Source organism: Anoxybacillus ayderensis (assembly GCF_000833605.1).
In the GTDB taxonomy this organism is placed as follows: Bacteria; Bacillota; Bacilli; order Bacillales; family Anoxybacillaceae; genus Anoxybacillus; species Anoxybacillus ayderensis.
Window position 1 is genome coordinate 232520 of sequence record NZ_JXTG01000002.1, and the last position, 15516, is coordinate 248035.

Annotated in this window: 18 protein-coding genes; 13 read left to right on the forward strand and 5 right to left on the reverse strand. The window is 41.6% G+C overall.

Going from position 1 to position 15516, the window contains the following annotated elements; translation table 11 throughout:
- The first annotated feature begins 243 nt into the window (after positions 1 to 243).
- The 6 genes from dnaG to JV16_RS03475 all read left to right on the forward strand — a co-directional run bounded on the left by dnaG (position 244) and on the right by JV16_RS03475 (position 6159).
- The gene (gene dnaG / locus JV16_RS03450; RefSeq protein WP_042534260.1) at positions 244 to 2055 is read left to right on the forward strand and encodes a DNA primase; all 1812 of its coding nucleotides are present in this window, start codon (positions 244 to 246) and stop codon (positions 2053 to 2055) included.
- Positions 2048 to 3166: an RNA polymerase sigma factor RpoD gene (rpoD, locus tag JV16_RS03455; protein WP_021095173.1), complete on the forward strand. Its 1119-nt coding sequence runs from the start codon at positions 2048 to 2050 to the stop codon at positions 3164 to 3166. The genes dnaG and rpoD overlap by 8 nt, the downstream gene beginning before the upstream one ends.
- A gap of 74 nt (positions 3167 to 3240) precedes the next feature.
- Positions 3241 to 3774 (forward strand): hypothetical protein, encoded by a 534-nt coding sequence (locus tag JV16_RS03460; protein ID WP_021095174.1) that lies wholly within the window; start codon positions 3241 to 3243, stop codon positions 3772 to 3774.
- A 111-nt stretch (positions 3775 to 3885) separates the two neighbouring features.
- Positions 3886 to 4248, forward strand: coding sequence for a cytochrome c550 (gene cccA / locus JV16_RS03465; RefSeq protein WP_021095175.1), 363 nt, complete (start codon positions 3886 to 3888; stop codon positions 4246 to 4248).
- A 91-nt stretch (positions 4249 to 4339) separates the two neighbouring features.
- Entirely contained in the window at positions 4340 to 5044 is a 705-nt protein-coding gene (locus tag JV16_RS03470) for a tRNA (adenine(22)-N(1))-methyltransferase (protein WP_021095176.1), read from the forward strand.
- The gene (locus JV16_RS03475) at positions 5041 to 6159 is read left to right on the forward strand and encodes a Nif3-like dinuclear metal center hexameric protein (RefSeq protein WP_042534262.1); all 1119 of its coding nucleotides are present in this window, start codon (positions 5041 to 5043) and stop codon (positions 6157 to 6159) included. The genes JV16_RS03470 and JV16_RS03475 overlap by 4 nt, the downstream gene beginning before the upstream one ends.
- Before the next feature lie 9 nt (positions 6160 to 6168).
- Here JV16_RS03475 and JV16_RS03480 read toward each other — a convergent pair whose 3' ends face one another.
- Together JV16_RS03480 and vrrA are read right to left on the reverse strand one after the other, a co-directional pair.
- Complete coding sequence (locus tag JV16_RS03480) at positions 6169 to 7116, reverse strand: 4-hydroxy-3-methylbut-2-enyl diphosphate reductase (RefSeq protein ID WP_009374006.1); 948 nt, start codon at positions 7114 to 7116, stop codon at positions 6169 to 6171.
- Between the two features lie 67 nt (positions 7117 to 7183).
- A complete protein-coding gene (gene vrrA / locus JV16_RS03485; protein ID WP_021095178.1) occupies positions 7184 to 7639 on the reverse strand; it encodes a VrrA/YqfQ family protein in 456 nt (151 codons plus the stop codon).
- Between the two features lie 157 nt (positions 7640 to 7796).
- Here vrrA and JV16_RS03490 point away from each other — a divergent pair, with 157 nt between their 5' ends.
- Positions 7797 to 9074, forward strand: coding sequence for a DEAD/DEAH box helicase (locus JV16_RS03490; protein ID WP_042534264.1), 1278 nt, complete (start codon positions 7797 to 7799; stop codon positions 9072 to 9074).
- Between the two features lie 13 nt (positions 9075 to 9087).
- A complete protein-coding gene (locus JV16_RS03495) occupies positions 9088 to 9975 on the forward strand; it encodes a deoxyribonuclease IV (protein WP_021095180.1) in 888 nt (295 codons plus the stop codon).
- A 23-nt stretch (positions 9976 to 9998) separates the two neighbouring features.
- On the opposite strand, the gene JV16_RS03500 is transcribed toward JV16_RS03495, so the two are convergent.
- Positions 9999 to 10253 carry a DUF2624 domain-containing protein gene (locus JV16_RS03500; RefSeq protein ID WP_021095181.1) on the reverse strand — a complete coding sequence of 85 codons (255 nt, stop codon included), beginning with the start codon at positions 10251 to 10253 and terminating at the stop codon, positions 9999 to 10001.
- 66 nt (positions 10254 to 10319) lie between these two features.
- Here JV16_RS03500 and JV16_RS03505 point away from each other — a divergent pair, with 66 nt between their 5' ends.
- The 4 genes from JV16_RS03505 to JV16_RS03520 are packed head-to-tail and all read left to right on the forward strand — an operon-like array spanning position 10320 to position 13307.
- Positions 10320 to 11213, forward strand: coding sequence for a YitT family protein (locus JV16_RS03505; RefSeq protein ID WP_035063293.1), 894 nt, complete (start codon positions 10320 to 10322; stop codon positions 11211 to 11213).
- Positions 11214 to 11271: 58 nt separating this feature from the next.
- On the forward strand, positions 11272 to 12027 hold the full coding sequence (locus tag JV16_RS03510) for a metal ABC transporter ATP-binding protein (protein ID WP_021095183.1): 756 nt from the start codon (positions 11272 to 11274) through the stop codon (positions 12025 to 12027).
- Between the two features lie 14 nt (positions 12028 to 12041).
- Positions 12042 to 12875, forward strand: a complete 834-nt coding sequence (locus JV16_RS03515) for a metal ABC transporter permease (RefSeq protein WP_021095184.1) — start codon at positions 12042 to 12044, stop codon at positions 12873 to 12875.
- A gap of 6 nt (positions 12876 to 12881) precedes the next feature.
- Entirely contained in the window at positions 12882 to 13307 is a 426-nt protein-coding gene (locus JV16_RS03520) for a Fur family transcriptional regulator (RefSeq protein ID WP_009373996.1), read from the forward strand.
- A 2-nt stretch (positions 13308 to 13309) separates the two neighbouring features.
- Here JV16_RS03520 and JV16_RS03525 read toward each other — a convergent pair whose 3' ends face one another.
- The gene (locus tag JV16_RS03525; RefSeq protein WP_021095185.1) at positions 13310 to 13885 is read right to left on the reverse strand and encodes a haloacid dehalogenase; all 576 of its coding nucleotides are present in this window, start codon (positions 13883 to 13885) and stop codon (positions 13310 to 13312) included.
- 130 nt (positions 13886 to 14015) lie between these two features.
- On the opposite strand from JV16_RS03525, the gene JV16_RS03530 reads away from it, so the two are divergent.
- Positions 14016 to 14375 carry an MFS transporter gene (locus JV16_RS03530; protein ID WP_021095186.1) on the forward strand — a complete coding sequence of 120 codons (360 nt, stop codon included), beginning with the start codon at positions 14016 to 14018 and terminating at the stop codon, positions 14373 to 14375.
- A 22-nt stretch (positions 14376 to 14397) separates the two neighbouring features.
- Here the strand turns inward: JV16_RS03530 and ispG are convergent, their stop codons facing one another.
- On the reverse strand, positions 14398 to 15492 hold the full coding sequence (gene ispG, locus JV16_RS03535) for a flavodoxin-dependent (E)-4-hydroxy-3-methylbut-2-enyl-diphosphate synthase (protein ID WP_042534266.1): 1095 nt from the start codon (positions 15490 to 15492) through the stop codon (positions 14398 to 14400).
- Between the last annotated feature and the right edge of the window lie 24 nt (positions 15493 to 15516).

Genomic DNA, 15516 nt, shown 5'->3' on the forward strand with positions numbered 1-15516 from the left:
AAACTTTATAGCCAATTGATGTTTTTTATATTATAATAAAAAATTGTGATAAAACAGGTTTAGACTGAACATAGGACGAATAAACTATTTATAGCTAATTGTCAAGTGACAATGCATCGGGATTTTCGACAATATTTTTTTCTTAAAAAGAAGGATTGTTTCGCGCGATGGAGAATAAAAACATACAAAACATTTCTATTTCAGAAACAAGTTTTGTCGAAATATGTTTGGAGCTGTTGAAATATGGGACAACGCATTCCTGAGGAAACGGTTGAGCACATTCGTCGCTCAGTCGATATTGTAGACATCATCCAACAGTATGTCTCACTAAAAAAGCAAGGACGCAACTACTTTGGGTTATGTCCCTTCCACGGGGAGAAAACACCTTCTTTTTCTGTTTCACCAGAAAAGCAAATTTATCATTGTTTTGGCTGTGGAGCAGGCGGAAATGTGTTTTCGTTTTTGATGGACATCGAAGGGATTACATTCATAGAGGCAGTAAAGCGATTAGCACCGCGAGCGAATGTCGATTTATCGCACGTCGTTGATGAGCATCCGACAGCGGAACGGAAAGAAACAGCGACGATGATTGCTGCGCATGAGTTATTAAAAAAGTTTTATCATCATTTGCTTATGCATACAAATGAAGGGGAAGAAGCATTAAACTATTTGCTTCAACGAGGCTTTACGCGCGAGCTCATTGAGCAGTTTGAAATTGGCTATGCTTTGCCGTCTTGGAATGCAGCTGTCACATTTTTAGCAAACAAAAGCTTCTCACTTCCGCTTATGGAACAGGCCGGACTCATTGTGAAAAAATCGGGAGAGGACTCATATTTTGATCGTTTCCGTCATCGCATTATGTTTCCCATCCATAACCATCAAGGAGAAACAGTTGCTTTTTCGGGGAGAGCGCTCGGAAACGAAGAGCCGAAGTATATGAATAGCCCCGAGACGCCAATTTTTAATAAACGCCATATTTTATATCACTTTCATGAAGCGCGTTTGCCGATGCGTCAAAAACAGCAAGTGGTACTGTTTGAAGGATTTGCAGATGTGATTGCTGCTGTGCAAGCTGGCATTTCCCACGCTGTAGCAACGATGGGAACAGCTTTATCGGAAGAACAGGCGCGCATGCTTCGTCGCAATGCTTCATCGGTCATTGTTTGTTATGATGGCGATCGAGCGGGAATAGACGCTGCTTTGAGAGCATCGGAAACGCTCGTTGAAGCTGGCTGCTATGTAAAAGTCGCGATGATGCCAGATGGGCTCGACCCTGACGAGTATGTACGCCGATATGGCACGGATCGTTTTCGCCATCATGTGCTTGATGCCAGTTTGTCGCTGACAGCGTTTAAGCTTGAATATTTAAAGCGCGGCCGCCATTTACAAAACGAAAGTGAGCGTCTTCGTTACATTGAAGAAGCAGTGAAAGAAATTAGCCGGTTATCTAATGCAATTGAAGCGGATTATTATTTACGACAACTAGCTAATGAATTTTCCATTTCCATGGATGCGCTACGCGAGCAAATGATGGTTTATGGAAAAAAACAAGTCGAACAAAAGCAAGAACGTCGTGAAACGGTTGTTGTGCCTGTGAAGGCGAAACTGTTACCGGCTTTTCAAAAAGCAGAGCGGATGTTAATTGCTCATATGTTGCGCGATAAAGCAATCGCATTCGCTGTTCAAGAAGCGATTCAAGGCGCATTTAACGTCGAAGAACATCGCGCTATTGCCGCCTATTTATATGCGTTTTACGAAGAAGGACACGAACCCGATGTAAGCTCGTTACTTGAACGCATTCATGATCCGCAATTAAAGCGCATCGTTACAGAACTGTCTATGATGCCGATCAACGAAGACATCTCGTCAGCCGAGTTACGAGATTACATTCAATGCGTGCTCAATTACCCAAAAGAGCAGTTGCTCAAGCAAAAAGAAGCGCAGTTGCGCGATGCCGAACGGCAAAAAGATTATGAGCGCGCGAAACGCATTGCAAGCGAAATGATTGCGTTGCGAAAGTCTTTGCATTTTGGAAGGAGGGGAATAAATGGCTGAAAAGTCAACACATTCCGATTTAACGTTAGAACAAGCAAAAGAACAATTAGTCGAGCTAGGTAAAAAACGTGGCGTTCTTACCTATGAAGAAATCGCTGAGCGATTATCTGCATTTGATCTTGATTCCGATCAAATGGATGAATATTATGAGTATTTAAATGAACAAGGGATCGAAGTCGTCGCCGAGTCTGATTTAGATGAGGCAGATTTAGACGACCCAGACTTCGATGATTTAAAAGACGAAGAGTTCGATTTAAATGATTTAAGCGTTCCTCCAGGGGTAAAGATTAACGACCCTGTTCGCATGTATTTAAAAGAAATTGGTCGCGTACCGCTATTATCAGCAGAAGAAGAAATTGAGCTAGCGAAACGCATTGAACAAGGAGACGAAGAAGCAAAACGTCGTCTAGCTGAGGCAAACCTTCGCCTCGTCGTTAGCATTGCGAAACGTTACGTTGGTCGCGGCATGCTTTTCCTTGACTTAATTCAAGAAGGAAATATGGGTTTAATTAAAGCGGTCGAAAAATTCGATTACCGCAAAGGATATAAATTTAGCACATATGCAACATGGTGGATTCGCCAAGCGATTACTCGTGCCATTGCTGACCAAGCGCGTACGATCCGTATTCCTGTTCATATGGTTGAAACGATTAACAAGCTTATTCGCGTTCAACGTCAACTTTTACAAGACCTCGGCCGCGAGCCATCTCCTGAAGAAATTGCGGAAGAGATGGACTTAACACCGGAAAAAGTACGCGAAATTTTAAAAATTGCCCAAGAGCCTGTATCGCTTGAAACGCCAATTGGCGAAGAAGACGACTCTCATTTAGGCGACTTTATTGAAGACCAAGATGCGACATCTCCAGCTGAACACGCAGCGTATGAGCTGTTAAAAGAACAACTCGAAGATGTGTTAGATACGTTAACAGACCGAGAAGAAAATGTGCTTCGTCTTCGTTTTGGTCTTGATGATGGACGTACGCGAACGCTTGAAGAAGTGGGCAAAGTGTTTGGTGTTACGCGCGAACGCATTCGCCAAATTGAAGCAAAAGCGTTGCGAAAACTACGCCACCCAAGCCGTAGCAAACGTTTAAAAGACTTTTTAGAATAACCGTTTACAAGAAATAGTTTACTTCTTACAATGGAAGTAAGCTATTTCTTTATTTAGGAAGGAATGCGTATTCAATGGAACAAAAACGAAAAGAAATCATTATTAATGAAATTAAATATTGGAAACAAACGCGATTGCTGCCGGAACAATATTGCGATTTTTTGCTTGCGTTGTACACGGAAGGAAATCGCGACGATGTTGAGACACAAACGAAGCAAGTTCCAGCGTGGGCGATTCGTGCAACCGCAGTGATGATCGGTATATGTTTACTTTTCGCCCTTCTTGTCATTTATTTTACTGAATTGTCGTTCGTTTTGCAAACGCTCATTTTGTCACTTTTTGTCATAATTTGTTTTGTTTCTGTTCGTTTTTTTGCAAAACATAAAATCGTTGTTCATATGGCTCTTATCGGTGGCGCTTTATCACTTCTTCTGCTTTCTATTCGCGCGTGCGATGTTTATTTTTCTGGAAGTATGGGGGCATTAGCGATTGCTGTGATGGGCAACTGTTTCGTCTGGTTGTTCATCGGTTGGCGTTTTTCACTTATGTATTTTGTCATTTCGGGCGTGGTCGGCATCGTTCTTCTTTTTTCTTCATTTTTCATTTAAAAAAAATTTACATACAGGGCTTTTCCTTTATGGGAATTTAAAGTACAATAAAATTGTTTGTAACGTTTTCATTTTGAAAAACATGCTTTATTACATAAGGGAGGGTAAAGTATGAATCGCAATCCGTTAATCCCATTTGCACTCATTATGGTAATGGGAATTGGTCTCATTTTCTTTCTGTCTGTGAAAGGCCTTGGGGATATGAAAGAAGTTGCGAAAGAGAAAGAAGGCGGCGCGAAGACAGAAGAAACAGCAGCTGCAGGTCCAGAAGACATTTACAAAAAAAGCTGTGTTGCATGTCACGGTGCGAACTATGAAGGTGGCGTTGGTCCGGCATTAAAAGGTATCGGTGATCGTCTATCTGTTGACCAAATTAAAGACGTGCTAGTAAACGGTCGCGGAAGCATGCCGGGTGGCTTGGTGCCTGCAGATCAAGCAGAAGAAATGGCAAAATGGCTTGCTGAATTAAAATAAGCGGAGAAGAAAGATCCCTTTACTTCGGTGAAGGGATTTTTCGTTTCTTATAAAACATGATAAACTGAAGAAAAAAGTGTGGTGATTGATCGTGAACGAATTACAGTTATCTAAGCGATTGCAAACAGTTGTTTCATTTATTCCAAAAGGAAGCGTACTAGCGGACATCGGTTCAGATCATGCGTATTTGCCGTGTTATGCGTATTTGCACGGATACATAACAAAAGCAGTTGCAGGGGAAGTGGCGGACGGACCGTTTCGTTCTGCCAAACAACAAGTCGAAAAGTGTGGGCTTTCTCACGTCATTTCCGTTCGAAAAGGGGATGGGCTACAAGTTGTGGCGCCGAATGAAGTCGATTGTGTAACGATCGCAGGGATGGGAGGAACGCTCATCTCAAACATTTTAGAAGCAGGAAAGGAAAAATTGACATCCGTTCAACGTTTAATTTTACAGCCAAATGTCGGTGCACATATTGTGCGAAAATGGTTGCTAGAAAATGAGTGGGAATTAATTGATGAACGCATTTTAGAGGAAGATGGGCAAATGTATGAAGTGCTCGTTGCAGAGCGTGGCGACCCTTATCGTCCGTACACGCAGCTTCATGTTGAACTGTTGCTCGGTCCGTTTTTACTAAAAGAACGAAACGAAGTATTTGAAAAAAAATGGGCGATGGAAATGAAGCATTGGCAAAACGTTATCGAGCAATTGAAATATGCGAAAACGGAAGATGCAGTCAAAAAGAGACAACAATTTGTTGACACATTACAAATGGTAGAGGAGGTTTTGAAGCGATGAAGACACCAAACGGATATGAAGTCATTCAACTATTTGAACAGTTTGCCCCAAAACATTTGGCGATGGAAGACGATAAAATCGGGTTACAAATCGGCACGCTAAATAAACCGATTCGCCGTATCATGATTACGTTAGATGTATTAGAACATGTTGTCGATGAAGCGATCGAACAAAACATTGATTTAATCATTGCGCACCATCCGCCCATTTTTCGTCCACTTAAACATATTGTTACCGATCAGCCGTACGGTCGTATGATTGAAAAATGTATAAAACATAATATTGCGATTTATGCGGCGCATACAAATTTAGATATTGCAAAAGGAGGGGTAAATGATTGGCTCGCTGAAGCGCTTCAGTTGCAAAACGTTGACGTCCTTGTTCCGACGTATGAAGAACCGCTGAAAAAGCTTGTTGTATATGTGCCGCGTACACATGCGGATGCGGTGAGAAAAGCGATTGGTGATGCGGGGGCTGGACATATCGGAAATTATAGCCATTGTACATTTAATAGCGAAGGAATCGGAACGTTTCGACCAGAAGAAGGAGCTAATCCGTTTATCGGTCAACAAGGAACGTTAGAAACAGTGGAAGAAGTGCGCATAGAAACGGTTGTTCCTGCGCGTCTGCAAAGAAAAGTTGTTCAAGCGATGTTACAAGCACATCCGTACGAAGAAGTGGCATATGATATATATCCGCTTGAAAATAAAGGAACGACATATGGGCTTGGACGAATTGGGACGTTAAGCGAAGAAATGACATTGCAACAATTTGCTGAACATGTCAAACTTGCATTGCGTGTACCGGCTGTTCGTGTCGTTGGCGAATTGACGAGTCGTGTACGAAAAGTTGCAGTTATCGGTGGAGATGGAAATAAATATATTCATCAAGCAAAAATGAGCGGTGCGGATGTGTACGTCACTGGCGACTTATATTATCATGTCGCCCATGATGCGTTAATGTTAGGTTTGAATGTCGTTGATCCGGGACATCATGTCGAAAAAGTGATGAAAGAAGGGGTGGCGAACGTATTAAAAACGATGTTTACGCAACAAAAATTTGATGTCGATATATACGTATCACAAGCTCATACGGAACCGTTTACGTTTATATAGAAAAGAGGCTTATTCGCCTCTTTTTTTTACTTTTGGTAAAATTTTTGTAAGCGGAACTTTTCGTTCTCTTTTCCATGTTTCAGGATTGTTCGGGTCAAACTGTTCCAAAAAGTCAATGACTTCTTTTGTAATCGGTGTCGGTGTAGATGCGCCGGCAGTAACTGCTACTTTTTTGGCGTCTTTAATCCATTCGATGTCGATTTCAGTCACATCCGCTACACGATATGCCTTCGTTCCAGCAATTTCTTCAGATACTTGAGCAAGTCGGTTTGAATTATTGCTTCTCGGATCACCGACAACGATCGTGACATCTGCTTCTTTTGCTTGTTCAGCGACTGCTTCTTGCCGCACTTGTGTCGCTAAACAAATCTCACGATGCATTTCAACATGTGGATATTTTTCTTTTACTTTTTCCATAATATGTGCAACGTCCCATTGGCTCATTGTCGTTTGGTTCGTCACAATAATATGTTTTGCTTGAATATTTAGTTGTTCTACATCTTCAGGTTTTTCAATTAAATGAACGGCGTGTGGCGCAACGCCGACAGCCCCTTCTGGTTCAGGGTGCCCTTTTTTTCCGATGTAAATGACTTCGTATCCGTTCGCTACTTTTTCGCGAATAAGCTCGTGTGTTTTTGTCACATCTGGGCATGTAGCGTCAATAGTGACAAGCCCTTTTTCTCTTGCTCGCTGTTTTACTTCAGGTGAAACGCCGTGAGCAGTAAAAATGACTGTGCCGCGATCGATGTTTTCTAAAATTTCAAGTCGATTCGGACCGTCAAGTGTAATAATTCCTTCTTCTGCAAACGCATCTGTCACATGTTTATTATGAACGATCATGCCTAAAATGTAGATCGGTCTTGGCAGCGTCGGATCGAGAGCGGCGTTGCGGGCGATGACCATCGCATCAACGACTCCGTAACAATATCCGCGTGGCGTAATTTTAATGACTTCCATATGGATCGCTCCTTCTTGGCGTGTTTGTCGTATTCATTATATAAAAGAAGGAGCGAACATACAAAAGTTAAATATATAGTTTTGGCACAGATTTCCCTTTTTCATTCGTTTTTTCTTGTTTTCGTTCGCGTTTTTGTTTTTTTAGGGGTTGTTGCTCTGTCGTTGCCGCGCTCGTTGCGCGTGCTGTTTCGTTTGTTTCGCTTGCTGTTTTAGTTGTTTCGTTTGTTGTGTCTGATTGTTTAAATTCGCGAAAAAGGCGCATCATCGACGGAACGCTTTTAATGAGTGGACCGTATTGTTGCACCATTGGTGTAATCGTTTGGACCATGTTTAACATTTTTTGTACATTCGTTAACATTGAATCGATACTTGGCAATGCACCGCCAGCACCAAACGTTTGAGCAGGAAATTGGCTGCCAAACAATCGGGAAAACATGCCCCCTTGTGCTTGGCGCATCATCGGTTGCTGCCACATAGGCGGCATAGGCGAACGGGAAGGTGGAAACATAAATGGATGTCGCAATGAAGTTCCTCCTTTCTGTATAAAGTGAAGGTTTGCGCTTTTCTTATCTATACTACGATATGCAGAAAAGCTCATATAGTTGAATGAACCGTTTATGTTCGTATATAATATGTAACTGGTCTATTTTTTTACTGAAGAAGAAAGGGGATGAGAAACTATGTTTGAACGTTTTTCGTTTCATCCGTTTATTATAGAGGCGCTTCATCATTTAAAGTTTCATAAACCAACACCGATTCAAGAGCGTGTCATTCCCGCTGTCTTGCGTGGAGAGAGCGTGATCGGACAATCACAAACGGGAACAGGAAAGACGCATGCATATTTATTGCCAATCATCGAGCGCATTGATCCACACGTTGAGGAAGTACAGGCGGTTATTACAGCGCCGACGCGTGAGTTAGCTACACAAATTTATCATGAAGTGTTAAAAATAACGAAATTTTGTCCAAATGATCATCGCATTACAGCGCGTTGTTTTGTCGGTGGAACGGATAAATTACGATCGATTGAAAAGTTGAAAACACAACCTCATATCGTCATTGGCACGCCGGGGCGCGTGTATGATCTCGTTCGCGAACAAGCGCTATTTGTTCATACGGCTCGGATGCTTGTTATTGATGAGGCAGATGTCATGCTTGATATGGGATTTATTACAGATGTCGACCAAGTGGCGGGACGAATGCCAGAAGATTTACAAATGCTCGTCTTTTCAGCGACGATTCCAGAAAAGTTAAAGCCGTTTTTGAAAAAATATATGGAGCACCCAACACATATTCATATTGCTCCGAAACAAGTGGCGGCACCAGCCATTGAACATATTTTAATCCCGCTTCGCCATCGTGATCGTTTGCAGCTTTTACACGATATATTAGTTAGTTACAACCCATATTTAGCGATTGTTTTTGTAAACACGCGTAAAACGGCCGATGAAGTAGCGAACGGTTTAATTGAAAAAGGATTAAAAGTAGGCGTGTTACATGGAGATTTAACTCCACGCGAGCGGAAAAAGATGATGAAAGCGATTCGTGATTTACAATTTCAATACATTGTCGCAACAGATTTGGCGGCGCGTGGAATTGATATTGAAGGCGTCAGCCACGTCATCAACTATGAACTGCCAACGGATTTAGATTTTTACGTACATCGTACGGGCCGAACGGGCCGTGCAGGTTATGCTGGTACGGCAACAACGATTTACGAACCATCTGATCAACATGCGCTAGTGAAGTTAGAGAAAAAGGGAATTCATTTCCTTCATCGCGATTTCCGTCATGGCGAATGGATTGAGCTCGATGCATGGAACGGGCGGAAAAAAGAGAAAAAAGATGAAGTTGAGCAACTTGTTGAAAAAATAGCGAAAAAACAAAAGAAAGTCAAACCGGGATATAAGAAAAAATTGCGAGAACAGTTGAAAAAACAAAGAGCGAAAAAGAAATAAGGGAGAGAAAGACGTGTTAAAAATCGGTTCACACGTATCGATGAGCGGAAAAGAAATGTTGTTAGCCGCAAGTAAAGAAGCAGTATCATATGGAGCAAATACGTTTATGATTTATACCGGTGCGCCACAAAATACGAGACGTAAACCAATCGAAGAACTAAACATTGATCAAGGGCTTGCCCATATGAAACAACATGGGATTGAAGAAATTGTTGTGCACGCCCCTTACATTATTAATATCGGCAATACAATCAATGCAGACACGTTTTCGCTTGGCGTTTCTTTTTTACGTTCGGAAATCGAACGAACAGAAGCGATTGGTGCGAAGCAGCTCGTCCTCCATCCTGGTGCGCACGTCGGTGCAGGCGCGGAAGCAGGCATTGCAAAAATTATTGAAGGGTTAAACGAAGTCATTACCAATGACCAACAAGTGCAAATTGCTTTAGAAACGATGGCAGGAAAAGGGTCTGAATGTGGCAGCCGCTTTGAAGAGTTAGCAAAAATCATCGACGGTGTCACGCATAACGATAAGCTTTCTGTTTGTTTTGATACATGTCATACACACGATGCGGGATACGATATTGTGAACGATTTTGATGGCGTATTAGAACAATTTGATCGCATTATCGGGCTTGATCGTCTAAAAGTATTGCATATTAATGATAGTAAAAATCCGTGTGGAAGTCGGAAAGACCGTCATGAAAATATCGGTTTTGGTTATATCGGTTTTGATGCGCTAAATTATATTGTTCATCATCCACAGCTTATGCACGTGCCAAAAATTTTAGAAACGCCATATGTTGGGGAGAAAAAAGATGCGAAACCGCCATATCAATTTGAAATCGCGATGTTGCGTGCGCAACAGTTTGACCGAAACGTTCGAGAAAAAATTATCGAGTAGAAGGCTGTCTGTAGGCAGCCTTCTTACTGTATAAATTGTCGAATGAAGTCATTAGCTTGTTTAGCAAGTTGCGGTGATGTGCGCTGGGCGAGTTCGCGAATCCAATTTTTCCTCGCTTGTTCATTAAACATATCGATCGTTTTTTCGCGCATCATTTGAATGATCGTTTCTGCGTCTTTTTGGGAAAGCGAAACGTTATATTCCTTGGCATACATCATTAATTCATTTGCGGTGATGGATTTCATTTTATGCTGGACGATTTTATGATACACATTCACGTAACATCCCTCCTTATTTACCATATGAGAGGAAAGAAGGAAGGGTGCAATGGTATAATGAAATAGATGAAGGGGGAGATTTGTTTGAAAAGACAACATAAAAAAGAGACAATTGGCCATTTAATGTATCGTGTTGTAATGATGACGATCGGTGCGACGCTTGCTGCGTTATCGATCGAATTGTTTTTAGTGCCTAATGAAATTATTGATGGTGGGGTCATCGGTATATCGCTTATTCTTGATCGCATTCTTCCAAACTACGCATGGTTGAACTTTGCCACGCTTGTCATTTTACTCAATGCGCCGTTTATGTATTTCGGTTATAAACAAATCGGAAAAACGTTTATGCTCTCTTCCCTCTATTCAATCGTTGTGTTAGCTGTGATGGAGCGGTTGTTTCATCATGTATCCCCTTTTACAACAGATTCCATTTTAGCAACGGTGTTTGGCGGAGCCATTCTTGGCGCAGGTGTAGGGCTCGTTATTCGCCACGGTGGTTCATTAGATGGCACAGAAATTTTAGGTATTTTAATGACGAAAAAGTTGCCGTTTTCTGTTGGAGAATTTGTCATGTTTACAAACGTTTTTATTTTTACTTGGGCTGCGTTTGTATTCGGACCGAAGCAAGCGATGTACTCCGTTTTAACTTATTATATCGCTTTTAAAACGATTGATACGGTCATTCAAGGATTAGATGAAACAAAAGCGGTGTTCATCGTATCAGATCGTTATGAAGAAGTGTCAGATGCTATTTTAAATCGACTTGGCCGTGGAACGACGAAGTTGATGGGAAAAGGCGGATATACGGACGAACAAAAAGAAGTGATTTATGCTGTTGTTACTCGTCTGGAAGTGACGAAGCTGAAATCAATTGTATATGAAATTGACCCAAATGCCTTTATTACGATTATGAATACACAAGAAGTGCGTGGAGCGAAATTTAAGTCTGCTATTCATTAATGAAAACAAATGCGTTATACTATGAATCGGAATCATTTTGAATTAAGGTGGTCAAACGATGGACGATATTTTACGGATAGAAGACGTATCGTTTCGATATGATGATGAAGATGTACTGCAACATATTCATTTTCGCGTTCCGAAAGGCGCTTTCGTTGGTTTAGTTGGTCCGAACGGGTCAGGGAAATCAACGTTGTTAAAATGCATTTTGCGGTTGTTAAAACCGCAAACAGGGCGCATTTTTTTATTCGGCACGCCGATTGAGCAGTTTAAAGATTGGCATAAAATTGGCTTTGTCTCCCAAAAGGCAAACAGTTTTAATACCGGGTTTCCTGCGACAGTATATGAAGTCGTAGCGAGCGGTTTAGCTGGAAAGCTCGGTTTATTTCGCCGATTAAAGAAAAGCGACGAAAAAGCAGTATATGAAGCGATTGATGCGGTCGGCATGAGCCCTTTTATTCATCGAAACATTGGCGAACTTTCAGGAGGTCAACAACAACGCGTATTTATTGCACGTGCGATCGTGTCGCAACCTGAATTTTTAATTTTAGATGAGCCAACTGTCGGGGTCGATGTGCATCATGTACAAAGCTTTTACGACATGCTTGAACGATTGAATAAACAACATCATATGACGTTGCTTCTTGTGACGCACGATATCGGAACAATTACGGAAAAAGTCACGCATGTCGCTTGTTTAAACAAACATTTGCATTTTCATGGAAGCGTGCAACAGTTTGCGCAGCTGAAAACAGAAGATTTAGCATCATTTTACGGGCATCATCTTCACCTACTTGCCCATGACCATGCATAGAAAGGGGGGAGATTATGCTAGAGGCGTTATTTCAATATGAATTTTTACAAAATGCGTTTATTGTTGGCATATTCATTGGGCTCATCGCTCCTCTTTTAGGTGTGTTTATTGTCGTACGGAGATTATCGCTTATTGCGGATGCGTTGAGTCATGTCACGCTTGCAGGAATTGCGGCCAGTTTACTTGTACAAAAAACGTTTGTCATGGGAGCGACATTCAACCCGATTTATTTGGGCATGGCGTTTTCGGTTGCTGGTTCGTTATTTATTGAAAAGTTGCGTACCGTATATAAGCATTATCAAGAATTAGCTATTCCGATCATTTTATCAGGAGGCATCGGCTTAAGCGTCATTTTTATTTCACTTGCGGATGGCTTCAATACCGATTTGTTTTCATATTTGTTCGGAAGCGTTAGCGCGGTAAGCCGAACAGATGTATGGACAATTAGCATCATTTTTTTCATCGTGTTTGCTGTTATTTTTCTGCTCTATAAAGAGTGGTTTATTTTATCATTTGACGAAGAATATGCACAAGCATCGGGAGTAAAGGTAAGGGTGCTTCATTTTGTTTTCATCGTGCTCGTTGCTCTCGTCATTGCCGCATCGATGCGAATTGTCGGCATTTTGCTCGTCTCATCACTCATGACGCTTCCTGTTGCCGCGAGCATTCGAATCGCAAAAGGATTTAAACAAGCGTTATGGTTGTCCGTTCTATTTGGTGAGCTTGCTGTCATTGTTGGCTTATTTCTTTCTTATTATTTAAATTTAGCTCCCGGCGGGACGATTGTGTTGTTAGCTGTCTGTATATTAATTGGTGCGATCGTGTGGAGAAAATGGAAGAGAGGATGACGAAGCGTGAACGTTTCTGAAGCGCTACGGTTAATGAAAGAAAAGGGGTTTAAGTATACAGGAAAGCGCGAAGAAATGCTTGAGCTGTTTGCAAAAACAGATAAATATTTAACGGCAAAAGATGTGCTTGATGTCATGAAAGATCGGTATCCGGGACTTAGTTTCGATACAGTTTATCGCAACTTAGCGTTATTTGTTGAGCTCGGCATTTTAGAAATGACTGAGCTGTCTGGAGAGAAGCGCTTTCGGTTTACATGTAATGTGCATCATCACCATCACCATTTTATTTGCATGTCGTGCGGAAAAACGAAAGAACTTGTAACGTGTCCGATGAATGAATTAGTGGAAGATTTGCACGGATATACGATTTCAGGGCATAAGTTTGAAGTGTACGGAACATGCCCGATGTGCCAACAACAAGCTGACGTGTAATGTCAGCTTGTTGTTGTGAGCAATTGTTCTACTTGTTTTTTCGCTTCATACCAATTGTACACGCGAATAACGCCTTTTGGGAGCGGACCGCGATTGTAAGGAGTATCAAATAAAATGACAGGAATAAGGCATTGTTCAGCAATATCGCAAGCATTATCGTATTTATCTTCAAAAAACATGTCGATTTTATATTTCTTTACTGCTTCAATTTTATCGTGTGAACCGATCAGTTCGATATGATGGTAATGAACACCTTGTTGTTGAAACCATTTTTCTGTTATTTCATACAAGTGACGGCCTCGAGCGCTAATATAATATAGCTCATATTCATCTTTCCAACTATTAATGACCTCTAATGCTCCGTTCGCAAGCGGTGCTTCGCTGTAGATGATCGGTTCGTATTGTTCCATCCATTCATTTAATTTTTCTTCCGTTGTATCCAAAAAAGGAACTAAATCGTAATCGGTGATATCATCAAGCGTTAAGTTTTTTTGAAACGACTTGTTTAAATATGGAATAAACGTACTTGGACATGTTACTGTTCCATCAATATCGATACCAAATCGCCGTTTGATCATGTTTGTTCATCCTTCCTATGATGTGCTTTTCTTGCCCATTATATCATTGACATAAAGTAACATCTATAATGACGTATCGCTTATTGCATAATAATAGTGCTCCTCATTTTACGAAAGCGAGGGAATGGTCATGGACAATGAACATCAGCGTCGATCATATGACAACGAACGAATAGATACTGTTGTGAATCGAGTGGATACTGTTCCAAATGTTGAACGAGATTTTATGGAAGAAACAGCAGGTGAAATTGCTGAGCCGATTCGATTTTCTGAAAAAGAAGTCGATCGTGAACAAAACGGTCGTGGCATTGGCTGGCTTGCACTTGCGTTATCGGTTGTTTCTCTTTTCTTAATGCCAGTCATTATGGGGGCAGCCGGTATTATTTTTGGATTCATTGCCCGACGTCGAGGAGCAGAAACGTTAGGGGCTTGGGCGATTGGAATTGGGGCTGTGTCCATTATTTTAAGCTTTTTCGTCCGATTTTGGTAAATAAGAGGGGAATATTCCCCTCTTATTTTTGCTTTCCTTTCAATGCATATTCTTCCGCTAATTTGTCAATTTCTTTTTTCAATTCTTCAACCATTGCTTCTTCAGGCACTTTCCGGACAATCTTTCCGTGGCGGAACAATAATCCTTCGCCGCGTGCCCCTGCAATGCCGATGTCAGCTTCGCGCGCCTCTCCTGGCCCGTTGACCGCACAACCGAGGACCGCTACTTTAATTGGCGCTTTAATTTGGGCGATATATTCTTCAATTTCATTTGCAATACGAATTAAGTCAATTTCAATTCTTCCGCATGTCGGACAAGAAATTAATGTCGCAGCGTTTGCCGCAAGACCGAATGTTTTCAACAATTCACGTGCTACTTTTACTTCTTCGACAGGGTCAGCGCTAAGGGATACACGTACCGTATTGCCAATTCCTTTACTTAAAATGGCACCAAGTCCCGCAGCACTTTTTACTGTTCCGGCAAATAGCGTACCCGATTCCGTAATGCCAAGATGGAGCGGATAGTCGAATGTGCGCGCAGCTTTTTCATATGCTTCAATCGCTAAACGAACATCGGAAGCTTTCAGTGAAACGATAATGTCATAAAAATCAAGGTCTTCTAAAATGCGAATATGATGTAACGCGCTTTCGACCATACCATCCGCAGTTGGATAGCCGTATTTTTCTAAAATGCGTTTTTCAAGTGAACCAGCGTTTACCCCGATGCGAATCGGAACTCCACGTTCTTTTGCTGCTTTCACAACCGCTTCTACTTTTTCCCGCTTTCCGATGTTTCCGGGGTTAATCCGAATTTTATCTGCTCCGTTTTCAATCGCTTTTAAAGCAAGGCGGTAGTCGAAATGAATATCGACAACGAGCGGAATATTGATGCGTTTTTTTATTTCAGCAATCGCATCAGCTGCTCTTTCGTCTGGGCAAGCGACGCGAACGATTTGGCATCCAGCTTCTTCGAGTCGATGTATTTGAGCAACGGTTTCTTCTACATCATGCGTTTTTGTCGTCGTCATACTTTGAATGACGACTTCGTTATTCCCCCCAATTGTAATGTTCCCAACGCGAACGGGGCGGGTTTTTGAACGATGAATGATTTCGCTCACGAGTCAATCGCTCCTTTAACGTAT